Genomic DNA, 15,516 nt, shown 5'->3' on the forward strand with positions numbered 1-15,516 from the left:
CGCGTCGTGCCTGGTAGGGCAGCTGTTCCCAGGTGTTCATGTGTTCGAATTGACACAAGATCGAACGTGTGTTCGACTGTGTTCGTGCGATGGGAAAGCCAGCGCGTCGGCAACGACGGCCAGCAGACACTGCCCGGTCTCCCCGGGCTGGTGCGCAGCGTGCGCACCCCGGAGTTCAGCGGCGTCGTCTTCCACGAGGTACGGGCCAAGTCCGTGCTGAACAAGGTGCCAGGCCAGTCCCGGCTGCCGTTCGACTGGACGGTCAACCCGTACCGGGGGTGCAGCCACGCCTGCCGGTACTGCCTCGCGGGCGACACCCCGATCCTGATGGCCGACGGCCGCACCAGACCGTTGTCCGAGCTGCGGGTTGGCGACCGGATCTACGGCACGGAACGCGTCGGCAACCGCCGCAGATACGTCACCACGCGGGTGCTCGCCAACTGGACCACGCACAAGCCCGCCTTCCGGGTCACCTTGCGCGACGGCACCCAGCTCATCTCCAGTGCGGACCACCGCTTCCTCACCGACCGCGGCTGGCGGCACGTCGCGCGGGGTGCCTGCGGGGACCGGCGACGGGTCCTCGCGCCGGGCGACCGGCTGGTCGGCACCGGCCACTTCGCCACCCCGCCGAAGGGCGGCGTGGACTACCAGTGCGGCTATCTGGCCGGCATCGCCGCGGGGCACGGCGCGCCGGTCGACCCGCGGGTGCTCGCCAGGGCCAGGGAGTTCCTGACCGGGGAGGAGTCGATCAGCCTGCCGATCCAGCGCCCCGAGGTGCCGAGCGAGGAGTGGCACAAGGGGTACCTGGCGGGCGTGTTCGACGTGGACGGCGACTTCTCCCGAGGGCGCCTGCGGGTCGGTCGCACCGCCCGTGCCGCGCTGCCGGAGGTCGTGGCCGCGTTGCGGCGCTTCGACTTCGCGTTCGTGGTCGAGGAGGCCGGGCACCGCAGCGGGGTGTGCCGCTTCCGGCTGACCGGCGGGCTGGGGGAGCACCTGCGCTTCCTGCACAGCACGGATCCCGCGCACACGGGCACCGACGAGCTCAGCGGTGTGGTCCTGCGCTCCGCCGCGCAGTTCGCCGTGGCGGCGGTCGAGCCGCTCGGGCTGGAGTCGACGCTGTACGACATCACCACCGGCACCGGCGACTTCATCGCGAACGGCGTCGTCAGCCACAACTGCTTCGCCCGCAACACGCACACGTACCTCGACCTGGACGCCGGGGAGGACTTCGACTCGCAGATCGTGGTCAAGGTCAACGCGGCCGAGGTCCTGGCCGGTCAGCTGCGCTCCCCGCGCTGGGCCCGCGAACCGGTCGCGATGGGCACCAACACCGACCCCTACCAGCGAGCGGAGGGCCGGTACCGGTTGATGCCGGGCATCATCCGCGCGCTGGCCGACAGCGGCACACCGTTCAGCATCCTCACGAAGGGCACGGTGCTGTCCCGCGACCTGCCGCTGCTGACCGAGGTGAGCAAGGACGTCGAGGTGGGGCTCGGCGTGTCGATCGCGTTGGTTGACCGCGAACTGCAGAGCAACCTGGAACCCGGAACGGCGAGCCCGCAGGCGAGGCTGGAGCTGGTCCGCAAGATCGTCGAAGCCGGGTTGCCGTGCGGGGTGTTCGTGGCGCCGGTCCTGCCGGGCCTGACCGACTCGGTGGAACAGCTGGACGCGCTGCTTGCCGCGATCGCCGACACCGGGGCGAGCGGGGTGACGGTGCTGCCGCTCCACCTGCGCCCTGGCGCGCGGGAGTGGTTCGCGACCTGGCTGGCACGTGAACACCCCCGGCTGGTGCCGGAGTACCGCCGCATCTACGCGAGGGGCAGCAACGCGGACGTGCGGTACCGCCGCTGGCTGGGCACCCGGGTCGGCCCGCTGTTACGCAGGCACGGTCTTGGTCCGAAAGCGGAACGCACCCCGGACGCGGCGGAACCCGGCTGGCCGGAGGGCAGCCTGACCGAGACGGCGAAGGCGAGCGAACCGGTGCGCCAGGAGCAGTTGTCGTTGCTCTGAGGCCCGGACACGGCGAGGAGCGGGGGCCGACCCCCGGCGCGACGACGGCTCTTCCCCGAATCGAGGCGAGCGTTCGTCGGGTGGTGACGGCTCACGTGGTGCGCGAGCGAGTACGGCCCGTCGTCCCGCAAGCCCGTGCGGTCGACTCCCTCAGGTGCGGTCCCTCGGCCAGTCCCAGCGGACGCAGAACGTGCCGGGGCCGAAGTCGAGTGCCACCGCGTGGGCCTGCCCGTTGGGGGTGACCTCGACCTTGCGCCGCGTGGTCGTCTGCTCCTCCGGGTTGACGGTGTACAGCTCGCAGTACGCGGGCAGGGCGTCCGGGTCGAACTGCATCTCGAGCACGAACTCACGCACCGGCGTGGTGAACCGGCGGCAGTAGCTGTCGTCGCCACGTGAGAACGGCGGTCCCGGGTGGTTGAGCGCGTACTCGACGATCGCCGTCTCGCCGCGGGCCAGCGGTGCGTCGAGGAGGATCTCCGCCGCGATCAGGCCGGCGTCCTCGTCGCGGGCGACCCGGCCGATCTGGCACGACTGGCCCGCCACGACCTCCGGGAACGGCCTGCCGACCCGCTCCAGGTCGTACACCATGACGGTCCGGTCGACGCCGTCCCGTTCGGCGCGCAGCACCTGCCGCACGGCGATCCGCTTCTCGCCCCAGTCCGCCGCGACGTCCATGCGGTCGTGCTGCGAGAGCTTCGTCAGCGCCGTCTCCGTGGTGAAGTCGATCCGCTTGAGCAGCTTCGACAGCGCCTCACTGGACGGGAACAGCGACGGGATCGGCACCCGGGACGACTCGCGCTGCACGCGGCCACGCGGACGCGGTGGCCCGAGCAGCGCGATCAGCGACCCCGGTGCGACACCCAGCACCGACTCGAGGTGCCCGAGTGCCGCGAGCGACTCGGCCCGCTCCGGCCTTCGCCGCCCCGACTGCCAGTAGCTCAGTGCCGTCACGCTGACCGAGACGCCGCGTGCGCGCAGCCGGTACTGGATGCGATCGAGGCTGAGCCCACTGGCCTGGATGGCGGTGCGCAGCGCGGTCGGAAAAGCATCGGCCGCGAGGCTGTCCACCGGGTGGGGGAGCGCACGCCTGATCTCGCCGGTTCGGTGCAGCTCTCGAACTGGTTCGCGGGTCGCGCCGCCACCCATCGTGGTCTCCTCGCGTTCTCCCCAGCTGTTCTTACCTACCACCTGGTAACCACACCCTACGACGTACCGCGTGGCCGTGGTAGCCAACACGTTAAATCCACCCGTGACCGTGTAGGTGCTCACGGTGATCGTAGCGCCGGAAACCTGCTGGACGGAACAGCACGGTCGTTGGCTAGCCTCTATCAGTCACATCATCCCTCGACAGGAGAGAGCACGCCGTGATCCGCACGCACGAGGCCGGGACGCTTCGCGCCGAGCACGCCGGACAGACCGTCACGTTGAGCGGTTGGGTCGCCCGCCGGCGCGATCACGGTGGAGTCATCTTCGTCGATCTGCGCGACGCGTCCGGCGTCGCGCAGGTGGTGTTCCGCGAGGGTGAGATGGCCGAGCGGGCGCACAGCCTGCGCGCCGAGTACTGCATCAAGGTCACCGGCGAGGTCGCCAGGCGGCCGGAGGGCAACGAGAACCCCGAGATCGCCACCGGTGGCGTCGAGGTCCTGGTCACCGAGCTGACCGTGCTGAGCGAGGCCGCGCCGCTGCCGTTCCAGCTCGACGAGCACCTCACCGTCGGCGAGGACGTCCGCCTGCGCCACCGCTACCTCGACCTGCGCCGCGGCGGCCCCGCACGGGCCATGCGCATGCGCAGCGAGGCCAACCGCATCGCCCGCGAGGTGCTGCACGCCGAGAAGTTCGTCGAGGTCGAGACCCCGACGCTGACCCGCTCGACCCCGGAGGGCGCCCGCGACTTCCTGGTCCCGGCCCGTCTGCAGCCCGGCTCCTGGTACGCGCTGCCGCAGTCGCCGCAGCTGTTCAAGCAGTTGCTGATGGTCGGTGGCCTGGAACGGTACTACCAGATCGCCCGCTGCTACCGGGACGAGGACTTCCGCGCCGACCGCCAGCCCGAGTTCACCCAGCTCGACATCGAGATGAGCTTCGTCGAGCAGGACGACGTGATCGCGCTCGGCGAGAAGGTCATCGCGGCGCTGTGGAAGGAGCTGGCCGACCACGAGATCCAGCTGCCGATCCAGCGCATGACCTACGCCGACGCCATGGCCCGCTACGGCACCGACAAGCCCGACCTGCGGTTCGGTCTCGAGCTGACCGAGCTGACCGAGTACTTCAAGGACACGCCGTTCCGCGTGTTCAAGGCGCCCTACGTCGGCTCGGTCGTCATGCCGGGCGGTGCCGACCAGCCGCGCAGGCAGTTGGACGCGTGGCAGGAGTGGGCCAAGCAGCGTGGCGCGAAGGGTCTCGCGTACGTGCTGGTCAACGCCGATGGCACACTGGGCGGCCCGGTCGCCAAGAACCTGTCCGAGGCCGAGCGCGACGGCCTCGCCAAGGTCACCGGCGCCAACCCGGGCGACTGCGTCTTCTTCGCGGCCAACACCCCGGCCGAGGCGCGTGCGCTGCTCGGCGCGGCCCGCGTCGAGATCGGCCACCGGCTCGGCCTGATCGACGAGTCGGCGTGGTCGTTCGTGTGGGTCGTGGACGCGCCCATGTTCGAGGAGGCCGAGGCCGCCCGCAGTGCCGGTGACGTCGCGGTCGGCGGCGGCCGCTGGACCGCGGTGCACCACGCGTTCACCTCGCCGAACCCGGACTGGATCGACCGGTTCGAGTCCGACCCCGGCAACGCGCTGGCCTACGCCTACGACATCGTCTGCAACGGCAACGAGATCGGCGGCGGGTCGATCCGTATCCACCAGGCCGACGTGCAGAAGCGGGTCTTCGAGGTGATGGGCATCTCGGAGGCGGCGGCCGAGGAGAAGTTCGGCTTCCTGCTGGAGGCGTTCAAGTTCGGCCCGCCCCCGCACGGCGGCATCGCCTTCGGCTGGGACCGCACGGTCATGCTCCTCGCGGGTGAGCCCTCGATCCGCGACGTCATCGCCTTCCCGAAGACCGGCGGCGGCTACGACCCGCTGACCGCCGCGCCCGCGCCGATCACGCCGGAGCAGCGCAAGGAGGCAGGCGTGGACTTCAAGCCCGCGCAGCCGAAGGCCGACAAGGCGGAGCACGCCGGGCGGTGATCGCCAGGCCGCGGCGCACCCCGGAGCCGCTCCCCGCGGCTCGTGACCGACCTCCTCTAGCGCCGTGCCACGTGGACGGCAGCCGATGCGGGAGGCCGGTTGCCGCGTCCGAACGGGCCCGCGCCCGCCGGCTGCCCGTTTCGGGCGGTGCTCGTCCTGACACGAAGCTGTGTTCGTTATTTATCCGAAGAACTGTGGCTACTTGATCGATGGACATGACTACGGTCGGTGGTACGAGCGGGAGTAGGGTTTGAGGAGATGAGTGTGGAAACCGCCGCCGACCCACCGGCACTCGGTGGTGAAGCGGATCCCGAAGTACTGGCGACCATGGTCGCGGCCGAATCCGTGCTCAGCAGACGGTTCGGCGTCCGGATCCGGCTGACGGAGCCCGAGGACCTCGGCGGTTCCCGGCGGTCCTGTGTGGTGCGGGTACGCGTGGCGGAGAGCCCGTTCTCGCTGCCGAAGACACTCGTGCTCAAGCGCTACCTGCAACCGCCCGACGAGCACTGCGACAGCTTCGTGCGGGAGGCGGCCAGCTACCAGCTGTTCACCGCGCTCGCCTCCGAGGACAGGATGTGCCCCGAGCTGTTCGCGCATGATCCGGTCAGCAGGTTGCTGGTGCTGGAGGATCTCGGCCGCGCCCCGACGCTCGCGGACAAGCTGCTCGGCGACGACGCACGCGCCGCGGAACGCGCGCTGCTGTCCTACGCGCGGTCGCTGGGCAGGCTGCACGCGACCACCGCGGGCAGGGAGGCCGACTTCGACGCGCTGCAGCGGCGCCTCACCGTCCCGGACTTCAAGGACCCGCTCGCCATCGACGGTGCGGCCGCGTTGAACGACCTGCCGGACCTGCTGTCGGCCGAACTGGGCGTCGTCACGTCGGTCGCCGTGCTGGAATGCGCGGAGCGCAGCCGAAAGCTCCTGGAAACCGGCAGGCACCGCGCGTTCAGCCCGTCGGACTCCTGCCCGGACAACAACCTGATCACCAACCGGGGCGTGCGGTTCCTCGACCTCGAGGGCGGCTGCGTGCGCAACGCGATCTTCGACGCGGCGTACCTGCGGGTGCCGTTCCCGTCGTGCTGGTGCCCGTTCGCGCTGCCCAACGGCATGACCGACGCGATGCTCGCCGGCTGGCGCGCCGAGGTCCGGGTGGTGTGGCCGGACCTGGACGACGACTCGGTGCTGCTGCCCGCGTTGCTCGACGCGCAGCTGTTCTGGGTGTGGCTGACCACGTGGCAGTTCTTCTCGCAGCCGCACGCCGCGCAGACACACTCGACGCTGCCGTCGGACACCCCGCCGGAGACCCACGTGCTGACCGACCGCTGGCGCCGCCTCGCCGACGACGCGCTGCTGGCCGGTTCGGACGCGGTGGCCGAACACGCGGCCGCGGTGGGCGACCGGCTGCGCAAGCGGTGGTTCGACGACGACCCGATCCTCGCGGTTTACCCGGCGTTCCGCCGCTGACCGACCGGGTACCGCCTCCCCGAAATTCGACGTGTTCGCCGCGATCTGCGCGGCGCCGTACCCGGACGTAGTCCTGCAGCGCGGCAGTGACCCCAGTGCCCTGAAAGGCGCGTTCAGGGCACTGAGTGCCCTGAACGCGCCTTTCAGGGCACTCAGCACGCCGTCAACCGCAGCCGAACCACCTCTCCACCCCCCCCGAGACCTGCCCGTCCGGCGAGGACAAACCCCGCCACGACGCCAACACCAACGGAGTGGCAGCGGCGGCGATTACGCTGGTCCCGCAGACGTCGTGAGGGTGAGGAGCCGCAGGTGTACGAGCGGTACGTGGCCATCGGGGACAGCCAGACCGAAGGGCTCGGCGACGGTGACGACGACACGGGGCTGCGCGGCTGGGCCGACCGGCTCGCGGCCCGTCTCGCCGATCTGAACCCGGACCTGCGCTACGCGAACCTCGCGGTGCGCGGCAAGCTCGCCGGTGAGATCCACGCCGAGCAGCTCGCGCGGGCACTCGAGCTGAAGCCCGACCTCGCGACCGTCGTCGCGGGCCTGAACGACGTGCTGCGCCCCAAGTGCGACGTCGATCTGGTGGCCGGGCACATGGCGGCGATGTTCGCGTCGCTGCGGGCCACCGGCGCCGACGTCGGCACCGTCACCTTCCCCAACGTGGCCAGGATCGCCCCGCTGGCCAAGCCGCTGGTGCCGCGTGTGCTCGCGCTGAACGCCCGCATCCGCGAGGCAGCGGCCCGCCACGGGGTGCGGGTCGTCGAGACGTTCGCGGTGGACGTCACCACCGACGCCCGCATCTGGTCACCGGACCGCCTCCACGCGAGCCCCGTGGGCCACCAGCGCATCGCGGACTCGATGGCGCACGCACTGGACCTGCCCGGCGCCGACGACTCGTGGACCCACCCGCTCCCCGAGCTGCCGCGCCCGGCCCGGCTGACGACGATCCAGGCGGAGATGCGCTGGCTGAGCGGGTTCCTCGGCCCGTGGCTGGGCCGACGCCTGCGCGGCATCTCCTCTGGCACCGGCCGAGTGGCCAAGCGCCCGGACCTGACGCCGTTCCGCCGGGACGGCTGACCGGGCAGGTGCCGTGCGAGGTCGTCAGCGGCCCGGTTCGCCCTCCGGGTAGCGTCGCGGGCGTGGACGATGGGCTCGACCTGGAACTGTTCGACACCGCGCCGGAGGAGCGACGACACCCCGGCGGCAAGGAGCGGGTGAGCGCGAACGCGCCCCTCGCTGTCCGCATGCGGCCCGCGTCGCTCGACGAGGTGGTCGGCCAGGACCACCTGCTCGGTCCCGGCGCGCCGCTGCGGCGGCTCGTGGAGGGCGCGGCACCGGCGTCGCTGATGCTGTACGGCCCGCCCGGCACCGGCAAGACCACCCTCGCGATGCTGGTGTCCAGCGCGATCGGCCGCCGGTTCGTCGCGTTGTCCGCCCTGTCCGCGGGGGTGAAGGAGGTCCGCGGCGTCATCGAGGAGGCGCGCCGCCGCCTCACGCACTCCGGCGAGTCCACGGTCCTGTTCATCGACGAGGTGCACCGCTTCTCCCGCACCCAGCAGGACGCGCTGCTCGGCGCCGTCGAGGACCGCATCGTGCTGCTGGTCGCCGCCACCACCGAGAACCCGTTCTTCTCCGTGGTCTCGCCGCTGCTGTCCCGTTCGCTGGTGCTGCAGCTGCGCTCGCTCACCGACGACGACGTCCGCGCCCTGGTGCGCCGCGCTGTCGCCGACGAACGCGGGCTGGACGGCGCCGTCACGCTGGCGGCCGACGCCGAGGACCACGTCGTCCGGCTCGCGGGTGGCGACGCCCGCCGCGCCCTCACCGCGCTCGAGGCGGCCGCCGACTCGGCACTGGCCACCAATGACGGCACGATCGACCTCCCGACCGTCGAGTCGACCGTCGACAAGGCCGCCGTCCGCTACGACCGGCAGGGCGACCAGCACTACGACGTGGTCAGCGCGTTCATCAAGTCCATCCGCGGCTCGGACGTCGACGCGGCGCTGCACTACCTCGCGCGCATGATCGAGGCGGGGGAGGACCCGAGGTTCATCGCACGCAGGCTCGTGATCCACGCGAGCGAGGACGTCGGCATGGCCGACCCGACCGCGTTGCAGACCGCCACCGCCGCGGCCCAGGCCGTGCAGCTGATCGGCCTGCCGGAGTGCGCGCTGAACCTGGCGCACGCCACCGTCCACCTCGCGACCGCGCCCAAGTCGAACGCGGTGACCACGGCCATCGGCGCCGCCATGTCCGACGTCCGCCAGGGCGCGGTCGGCACCGTCCCGGCGCACCTGCGCGACGGCCACTACGCGGGTGCGAAGAAACTGGGCAACGCCACCGGCTACCGCTACCCGCACGACGTGCCGGAGGGCGTGCTCGAACAGCAGTACCCACCGGACGAGCTGGTCGGCAAGGACTACTACGAGCCGACCCAGCGCGGCGCCGAGCGCGCACTCGCCGAGCGGGTCCCGAAGCTGCGGCGCGCCATCAGGGGAAACAGGTGACGACGGCGAAGCCGGGCACCGACGGCACCGGGCGGGCGCTGCTCGAACCGCCCCGCGCCGACCGGGACACCCACGCCGCGCACCGGACGGACACACCGGTCCGCTGACCTGAGCCGAACGGGCCGGTGTCGGGGTCGCGCGGTAACCTGACCGGCATTTCCGCACCACTCACACCTTGGAGGGCTCGTGTCAGCAGGGCAGATCGCCGCGCTGATCGCGGCCGGCGCGTTCGTGCTGCTCGTTCTGCTGCTGGCGATCCCGTTGATCAAGCTCGGGCGCACGCTCGACGAGGCGACCATCGCGATCCGCAAGGCGCACATGAACACCGACCCGATCTTCACCGAGGCCAACACCACGCTCACCCGGGTGAACTCGCAGCTGGAGCGGGTCGACGGCATCACCGCGAACACGCAGGCCGTCACCGGCAACGTCTCGGCGCTGACGTCGGTGTTCACGGCGACGCTCGGTGGCCCGCTCGTCAAGACCGCCGCGTTCTCCTACGGCGTCAGCAAGGCGCTGAAGGCCCGACGCAAGGCCAAGGGCGAGACCGACGGCAAGCACGCTCGGCGCGGGAAGCGCAAGGGAGTCACGTCGTGAAGCGGCTCTTCTGGCTCGGTGTCGGCATGGTCGCGGGCGTCGCGCTGTCGCGCAAGGCCAAGGAGACGGCAAAGCAGGCGACCCCGGCAGGCATCGCGGGTAACCTGGGGGAAGCGATCAGCGAGCTCGCGGGCGCGATCGGCTCCTTCGGTGCCGACGTCCGCGCGGGCATGTCCGAGCGGGAAGAGGAGTTGACCGAGGTGGTGGAGCAGCGGTCCGGGGTCAGCCCGGTGGCGCGGCACGCCCTCGGCGTCCGGGACGAGCGGCACCGGCCTGCTCGGTCGAGCGGGACGCGAGCTAACAGGGCGGGCAGCTGAGCCGCGCCCTGTAGCGCCGCGCTGTCCGCCTGGCCGGCCTCCGACTCCTCTCGACCCAAGGACCTGACCCGTGCAGACACACGAGATCTCCAAGCGATTCACCGAACACTTCACGAGCAACGGGCACACGCTCGTGCCCAGTGCCTCCCTCATCCTCGACGACCCGAACCTGCTGTTCGTGAACGCGGGGATGGTGCAGTTCAAGCCGTTCTTCCTCGGTGAGGAGCCGCCGCCATACCCGCGCGCGACCAGCGTGCAGAAGTGCGTGCGCACCGGCGACATCGACGAGGTCGGCAAGACGACCCGCCACAACACGTTCTTCCAGATGGCGGGCAACTTCTCCTTCGGCGACTACTTCAAGGAAGGTGCGATCGAGCACGCCTGGAAGCTGGTCACCTCGCCGCAGTCCGAAGGCGGCTACGGTTTCGACCCCGACCGCATCTGGGTCACGGTCTACAAGACCGACGACGAGGCGATCGAGCTGTGGCGCAAGGTGGCGGGTCTGCCCGACGAGCGCATCCAGCGCCGGGGCGGCGAGGACAACTACTGGGACATGGGTGTGCCGGGTCCCGGCGGTCCCTGCTCGGAGATCTACTACGACCGCGGCCCCGCGTTCGGCAAGGAGGGCGGGCCCGTCGCGGACGAGGACCGCTACCTCGAGATCTGGAACCTCGTCTTCATGCAGGACGAGCGCGGCGAGCTGTCCCCGAAGAAGGACCACCCGCCGATCGGCGAGCTGCCCGCGAAGAACATCGACACCGGCATGGGCATCGAGCGGGTCGCGTTCCTCCTGCAGGACGTGGAGAACGTCTACGAGACCGACCTCGTCCGCCCGGTGATCACCAGGGCGGAGGAGATGTCGGGCCGCCGCTACGGCGCCAACCACCTCGACGACGTGCGGTTCCGCGTCATCGCGGACCACGCGCGGTCGGGCGTCATGCTGATCGGTGACGGCGTCACCCCCGGCAACGAGGCGCGTGGCTACGTGCTGCGTCGCCTGCTGCGCCGCATCGTCCGCTCCGTGCGCCTGCTCGGTGTGAACGAGCCGGTGCTCGGCGAGTTCGCGAAGGTCGTCCGCGACACGATGGGCCCGGCCTACCCTGAACTGGTCGAGCAGTTCGACCGTATCGACGGTGTGGTGCGCCAGGAGGAGGACACGTTCCTCCAGACACTGTCGAGCGGCTCGAAGATCTTCGACCTCGCGGCGAGCGAGACGAAGTCCGCCGGCGGCGCGGTCCTGCCCGGCGACAAGGCGTTCCAGCTGCACGACACCTACGGCTTCCCGATCGACCTGACCCTGGAGATGGCGTCGGAGCAGGGCTTGACGGTCGACGAGGAGGGCTTCCGCCGCCTCATGACCGAACAGCGCCAGCGCTCGAAGCAGGACGCGGCGTCGCGCAAGGTCGGCCACTCCGACGGTGGCGCGTACCGGTCGATCCTCGACACCCACGGCACCACGGACTTCCTGGGCTACAAGGACCTCTCGACCGAGTCCCGGGTCGTCGGCCTGCTGTCGCACGGCCAGTCGGCGGTGTCGGCGGGCGAGGGCGCGGAGGTCGAGGTCGTGCTCGACCGCACCCCGTTCTACGCGGAGGGCGGTGGCCAGCTCGCGGACACCGGCAAGATCGTCGGTGACGGCTGGGTCGTCGAGGTGCGCGACGTGCAGTCGCCCGTCGCGGGCCTGAACGTCCACCGCGGCAAGGTGGTCTCCGGTGAGGTGCTGCTCGACGCGACCGCGCACGCGGAGGTCGACTCGACCCGCCGCCGCGCGGTCTCGCGGTCGCACTCGGCGACGCACCTCGTGCACGCGGGCGTGCGGCGCGCGCTCGGCACGCAGGCGGCGCAGGCGGGTTCGCTGAACGCGCCGGGCAGACTGCGGTTCGACTTCACCTCGCCGGGCGGTGCGGTGGCGCCGAGCGTGATCGCGGACGTCGAGGACGAGGTCAACGACGTGCTGCTCAACGACTACGAGGTGCGCTCGGAGATCGTCAGCCTCGACGAGGCGCGCAAGTCGGGCGCGATCGCGTTCTTCGGCGAGAAGTACGGCGACAAGGTCCGCGTCATCACCATCGGCGACTACAGCAAGGAGCTGTGCGGCGGCACCCACGTGCACCGCTCCGGCGAGATCGGCGTGGTGAAGCTGCTGAGCGAGGCGTCGATCGGTGCGGGGGTGCGCCGCGTCGAGGCGCTGGTGGGCCTGGACGCGTTCCGGTTCCTCGCGCGCGAGCACGTGCTCGTCGGTCAGCTCGCGGAGCAGTTCAAGGTGCGTCCCGAGGAGCTGCCGGAGCGCATCGGCCAGACCGTGGAGCGCCTGCGCACCGCCGAGAAGGAGCTGGAGAAGCTGCGTGGCGCGCAGCTCCTGTCGTCGGCGGGCACGCTCGCGGACGCGGCGGAGGACGTCCGGGGCACCGCGCTCGTCGCGGTCGCGACGCCGGACGGCATCGGCGGCAACGACCTGCGCCAGCTCGCGTCCGAGGTACGTAACCGGCTCGGCACGCGGTCCGGGGTGGTGGCGCTGTTCTCGGCGGACGGCCAGAAGGTCAACTTCGTGGTCGCGACCACGAAGGCGGCGCGGGACGCGGGGTTCGCGGCGGGCAAGCTGGTGCCATCGTTCGCGCCCGCGATCGGCGGTCGTGGCGGCGGCAAGCCCGACCTCGCGCAGGGCGGTGGCGGCAACGCGGCGGGCATCCCCGAGGCGGTCGCGGCGCTGCGCAAGGCGATCTCCGAGGCAACCCCATGACCGACACCCGCTGTGCAGACCTGAAGGTCGTCTCAGGGCGAGGCCTGCGCAACCGCACCTCAGGGGAACGTGACGCGAACCAGCCACATGCACGTGACCGAACCGCACCTTTCGTCCGGGGCGCGACCGGAACATTGAATGGCGGGGAGGCGGACTAGTGGGATCCGGTGATCCGGGGGCCGGCCGCAGGCTCGGGGTCGATGTCGGATCCGTGCGGGTCGGGGTCGCGCTGAGCGATCCCGGTCCCGTGCTCGCGACGCCACTCGTTACCCTGTCTCGGGACGAACGCTCGGGCAGTGACCTCGATCGTCTGGCCGAGCTCGTTGTCGAGCACGAGGTGGTCGAAGTGGTGGTCGGGTTACCCAGGACGCTCGCGGCCCGTCATGGCAAGGCGGCCGCGATCGCGACCGCGTACGCCAGGAAACTCGCGCGCCGGGTGCGCCCGGTACCTGTGCGAATGGCCGACGAACGCTTGACTACGGTCAGCGCCACCAGAATGCTCAGCGACCGCGGAGTGCGTGGAAAGCAACAGCGGGCGGTGGTCGACCAGGCGGCGGCCGTCGAGATCTTGCAGGCCTGGCTTGACGGGCGGGCACGCCGGACGCCCCCGGAGGCGCAGGAGCGATGACTCAACACGACGACGACCTCGATCTGTTCTCCGACGCACGTACGGAACGGCACCGGCCGGTGCGGCGTGACCGGGGCGGCCGCAAGCCACCGCCGCCTCCGAGGAAGCGGCGCAGGACCGGGCTGTGGATCGGCATGGTCGTGGTGCTCGCGCTGATCGCGGCGGGCGGCTACTACGGCTACCAGCAGCTGACCGGCATCGGTGGCTACGAGGACTTCGCCGGGCAGGGCGAAACCGATGTCGTGGTCCAGGTGAACGACGGTGACTCGACCGGCGACATCGCCGCCACGCTCGTCGACAGCGGGGTCGTGGCCAGCTCGCGTGCGTTCGTCGCGGCCGCGGAGAGCAACGCCGACGTGCGTGGCGTGCAGCCCGGCTACTACGTGATGAAGACGAAGGCGTCCGGCGCCGCCGCGGTCGACAAGATCGTAGACCCGGCGTCGCGGGTGGGTGCCATGGAGATCAAGCCGGGTGCCCAGCTGGAGAACATCATCCTCGGCGACGAGAAGGTGGTGAAGGGCATCACGACGATGCTCGCCGACGCCTCCTGCGCCGAGCTGAACGGCAAGAGCACGTGCGTGACAGCGGAGCAGCTCGCCGAGGTCGCCAAGACCGCGGACCTCGCCAAGCTCGGCGTGCCGGAGTGGGCGGTTCCCGACGCGAGCAAGGCGGAGCCGCAGCGCAGGCTCGAGGGCCTGATCATGCCGGGCGTGTACCACGTGAAGCCGGGTTCGACGCCGGAGGAGCTGTGGACGCAGCTGGTGACCGAGTCGGCGACGCAGATGCAGGCCGCCGGGCTGCCGGACATCGCGAAGGACACCGGGTACACGCCGTACCAGGTGCTGGTGATGGCGTCGCTGGTGGAGAAGGAGGCCATCACCGAGGACTTTTACAAGGTGTCCAGGGTGACGTACAACCGGCTGCGTGAGTCGATGAGGCTCCAGTACGACTCGACGATCAACTACGTGCTGGACCGCCCGGCGATCCGGACGAACCCGGAGGACCGGGACAAGGTCGGGGCGTACAACACCTACGACAACACCGGCCTGCCGCCGACGCCGATCTCGGCGCCGGGCAAGACGGCGCTGGACGCCGCCGTGAAACCGGAGCCCGGTGAGTGGTTGTTCTTCGTCAAGTGCGAGAAGGACGGCACGTCGTGCTTCGCGGTGACGAACGACGAGCACAACGCGAACCGCGTGAAGGCCCAGGAGAACGGTGCCTACTGACGTCCGGCGAGCCGCGGTCACGGGCAAGCCGGTAGCGCATTCGCTGTCGCCGGTGCTGCACGGCGCCGCGTACGAGGCGCTGGGCTTGCCGTGGACGTACACGCGGCTGGAGGCGTCGGAGGCCGAGCTGCCCGAGTTGGTCGCGGGCCTGGACGAGTCGTGGGTCGGCCTGTCGGTGACGATGCCCGGCAAGGGCGCGGCACTGGCCCTGGCCACGACGACAACGGACCGGGCAACGGACCGGGCGAAGGCCGTGGGCGCGGCGAACACGCTGGTACGCCGCGACGACGGCTGGGCGGCGGACTGCACGGACGTCGAGGGCGTGGCGGGTGCGCTGCGGGCCGCCGGTTTCGGCTCGGGGTCGTCGGCGGTGGTGCTGGGCGCGGGCGGCACCGCACGGGCGGCCATCGCCGGGCTCGCGGAACTGGGCGTGTCGTCGGCGACGGTGGTGGTGCGCGATCCCGCCCGCGCGGAGGCGGCACGAACGTGCGCGGCGGCGGTGGGCGTGAAGCTCGAGGTAGTGGCGTGGGCGGCGGCGGACTTCCCGGCGCTGGTGGCGGGTTCGTCGGTGCTGGTGAACACGGCGCCGCCGGACGCGGTGTCCCCGGCGGCGCTCGGCGGCGCCCCGTTCCTGCTGGACGTCATCTACCACCCGTGGCCGACCCCGCTGGCGACCGCGGTGGCGGCACACGGCGGCCACGTGGCGACGGGCCTGGACATGTTGCTGCACCAGGCTTTCGGGCAGGTGGAACAGTTCACCGGGAAGGCGGCCCCCCGCCAGGCGATGCGCGACGCGCTGCACACGGCGACGGGCGGGATCCTGCCGCTGCCGCTCTGAAGCCGACAGAACGCGTCCA

12 protein-coding genes are annotated in these 15,516 nt (G+C 71.1%); 11 read left to right on the forward strand and 1 reads right to left on the reverse strand.

What is annotated here, in order from left to right; translation table 11 throughout:
• Nucleotides 1-84 precede the first annotated feature (84 nt).
• Nucleotides 85-2,010 (forward strand): intein-containing Rv2578c family radical SAM protein, encoded by a 1,926-nt coding sequence (locus ACFPCV_RS28435; protein WP_378059446.1) that lies wholly within the window; start codon nucleotides 85-87, stop codon nucleotides 2,008-2,010.
• 150 nt (nucleotides 2,011-2,160) lie between these two features.
• On the opposite strand, the gene ACFPCV_RS28440 is transcribed toward ACFPCV_RS28435, so the two are convergent.
• Complete coding sequence (locus ACFPCV_RS28440) at nucleotides 2,161-3,198, reverse strand: hypothetical protein (RefSeq protein WP_378059447.1); 1,038 nt, start codon at nucleotides 3,196-3,198, stop codon at nucleotides 2,161-2,163.
• Between the two features lie 176 nt (nucleotides 3,199-3,374).
• On the opposite strand from ACFPCV_RS28440, the gene aspS reads away from it, so the two are divergent.
• The 10 genes from aspS to ACFPCV_RS28490 all read left to right on the forward strand — a co-directional run bounded on the left by aspS (nucleotide 3,375) and on the right by ACFPCV_RS28490 (nucleotide 15,497).
• Entirely contained in the window at nucleotides 3,375-5,180 is a 1,806-nt protein-coding gene (gene aspS, locus ACFPCV_RS28445) for an aspartate--tRNA ligase (RefSeq protein ID WP_378059448.1), read from the forward strand.
• 258 nt (nucleotides 5,181-5,438) lie between these two features.
• Entirely contained in the window at nucleotides 5,439-6,644 is a 1,206-nt protein-coding gene (locus ACFPCV_RS28450) for a hypothetical protein (protein ID WP_378059449.1), read from the forward strand.
• 309 nt (nucleotides 6,645-6,953) lie between these two features.
• The gene (locus tag ACFPCV_RS28455) at nucleotides 6,954-7,724 is read left to right on the forward strand and encodes an SGNH/GDSL hydrolase family protein (RefSeq protein ID WP_378059450.1); all 771 of its coding nucleotides are present in this window, start codon (nucleotides 6,954-6,956) and stop codon (nucleotides 7,722-7,724) included.
• 86 nt (nucleotides 7,725-7,810) lie between these two features.
• Nucleotides 7,811-9,151, forward strand: coding sequence for a replication-associated recombination protein A (locus ACFPCV_RS28460; protein ID WP_378060032.1), 1,341 nt, complete (start codon nucleotides 7,811-7,813; stop codon nucleotides 9,149-9,151).
• Nucleotides 9,152-9,337: 186 nt separating this feature from the next.
• Complete coding sequence (locus ACFPCV_RS28465) at nucleotides 9,338-9,748, forward strand: DUF948 domain-containing protein (protein WP_378059451.1); 411 nt, start codon at nucleotides 9,338-9,340, stop codon at nucleotides 9,746-9,748.
• Nucleotides 9,745-10,065 carry a hypothetical protein gene (locus ACFPCV_RS28470; RefSeq protein ID WP_378059452.1) on the forward strand — a complete coding sequence of 107 codons (321 nt, stop codon included), beginning with the start codon at nucleotides 9,745-9,747 and terminating at the stop codon, nucleotides 10,063-10,065. The genes ACFPCV_RS28465 and ACFPCV_RS28470 overlap by 4 nt, the downstream gene beginning before the upstream one ends.
• Before the next feature lie 70 nt (nucleotides 10,066-10,135).
• A complete protein-coding gene (gene alaS, locus ACFPCV_RS28475) occupies nucleotides 10,136-12,805 on the forward strand; it encodes an alanine--tRNA ligase (protein ID WP_378059453.1) in 2,670 nt (889 codons plus the stop codon).
• 133 nt (nucleotides 12,806-12,938) lie between these two features.
• The gene (ruvX, locus tag ACFPCV_RS28480; protein WP_378060034.1) at nucleotides 12,939-13,433 is read left to right on the forward strand and encodes a Holliday junction resolvase RuvX; all 495 of its coding nucleotides are present in this window, start codon (nucleotides 12,939-12,941) and stop codon (nucleotides 13,431-13,433) included.
• The gene (gene mltG, locus ACFPCV_RS28485) at nucleotides 13,430-14,659 is read left to right on the forward strand and encodes an endolytic transglycosylase MltG (RefSeq protein WP_378059454.1); all 1,230 of its coding nucleotides are present in this window, start codon (nucleotides 13,430-13,432) and stop codon (nucleotides 14,657-14,659) included. The genes ruvX and mltG overlap by 4 nt, the downstream gene beginning before the upstream one ends.
• Nucleotides 14,649-15,497, forward strand: coding sequence for a shikimate dehydrogenase (locus ACFPCV_RS28490; protein WP_378059455.1), 849 nt, complete (start codon nucleotides 14,649-14,651; stop codon nucleotides 15,495-15,497). Before mltG ends, ACFPCV_RS28490 begins: the two co-directional genes overlap by 11 nt.
• Nucleotides 15,498-15,516: the final 19 nt, after the last annotated feature.

Source organism: Actinophytocola glycyrrhizae, assembly GCF_042653545.1.
GTDB classification, from domain to species: domain Bacteria; phylum Actinomycetota; class Actinomycetes; order Mycobacteriales; family Pseudonocardiaceae; genus Actinophytocola; species Actinophytocola glycyrrhizae.

What these genes read in the sequence shown, in the direction of transcription:
- mltG (WP_378059454.1), top strand. Translation starts at nt 13,430, where the DNA reads ATGACTCAACACGACGACGACCTCGATCTGTTCTCCGACGCACGTACG.
- ACFPCV_RS28450 (WP_378059449.1), top strand. Translation starts at nt 5,439, where the DNA reads ATGAGTGTGGAAACCGCCGCCGACCCACCGGCACTCGGTGGTGAAGCG.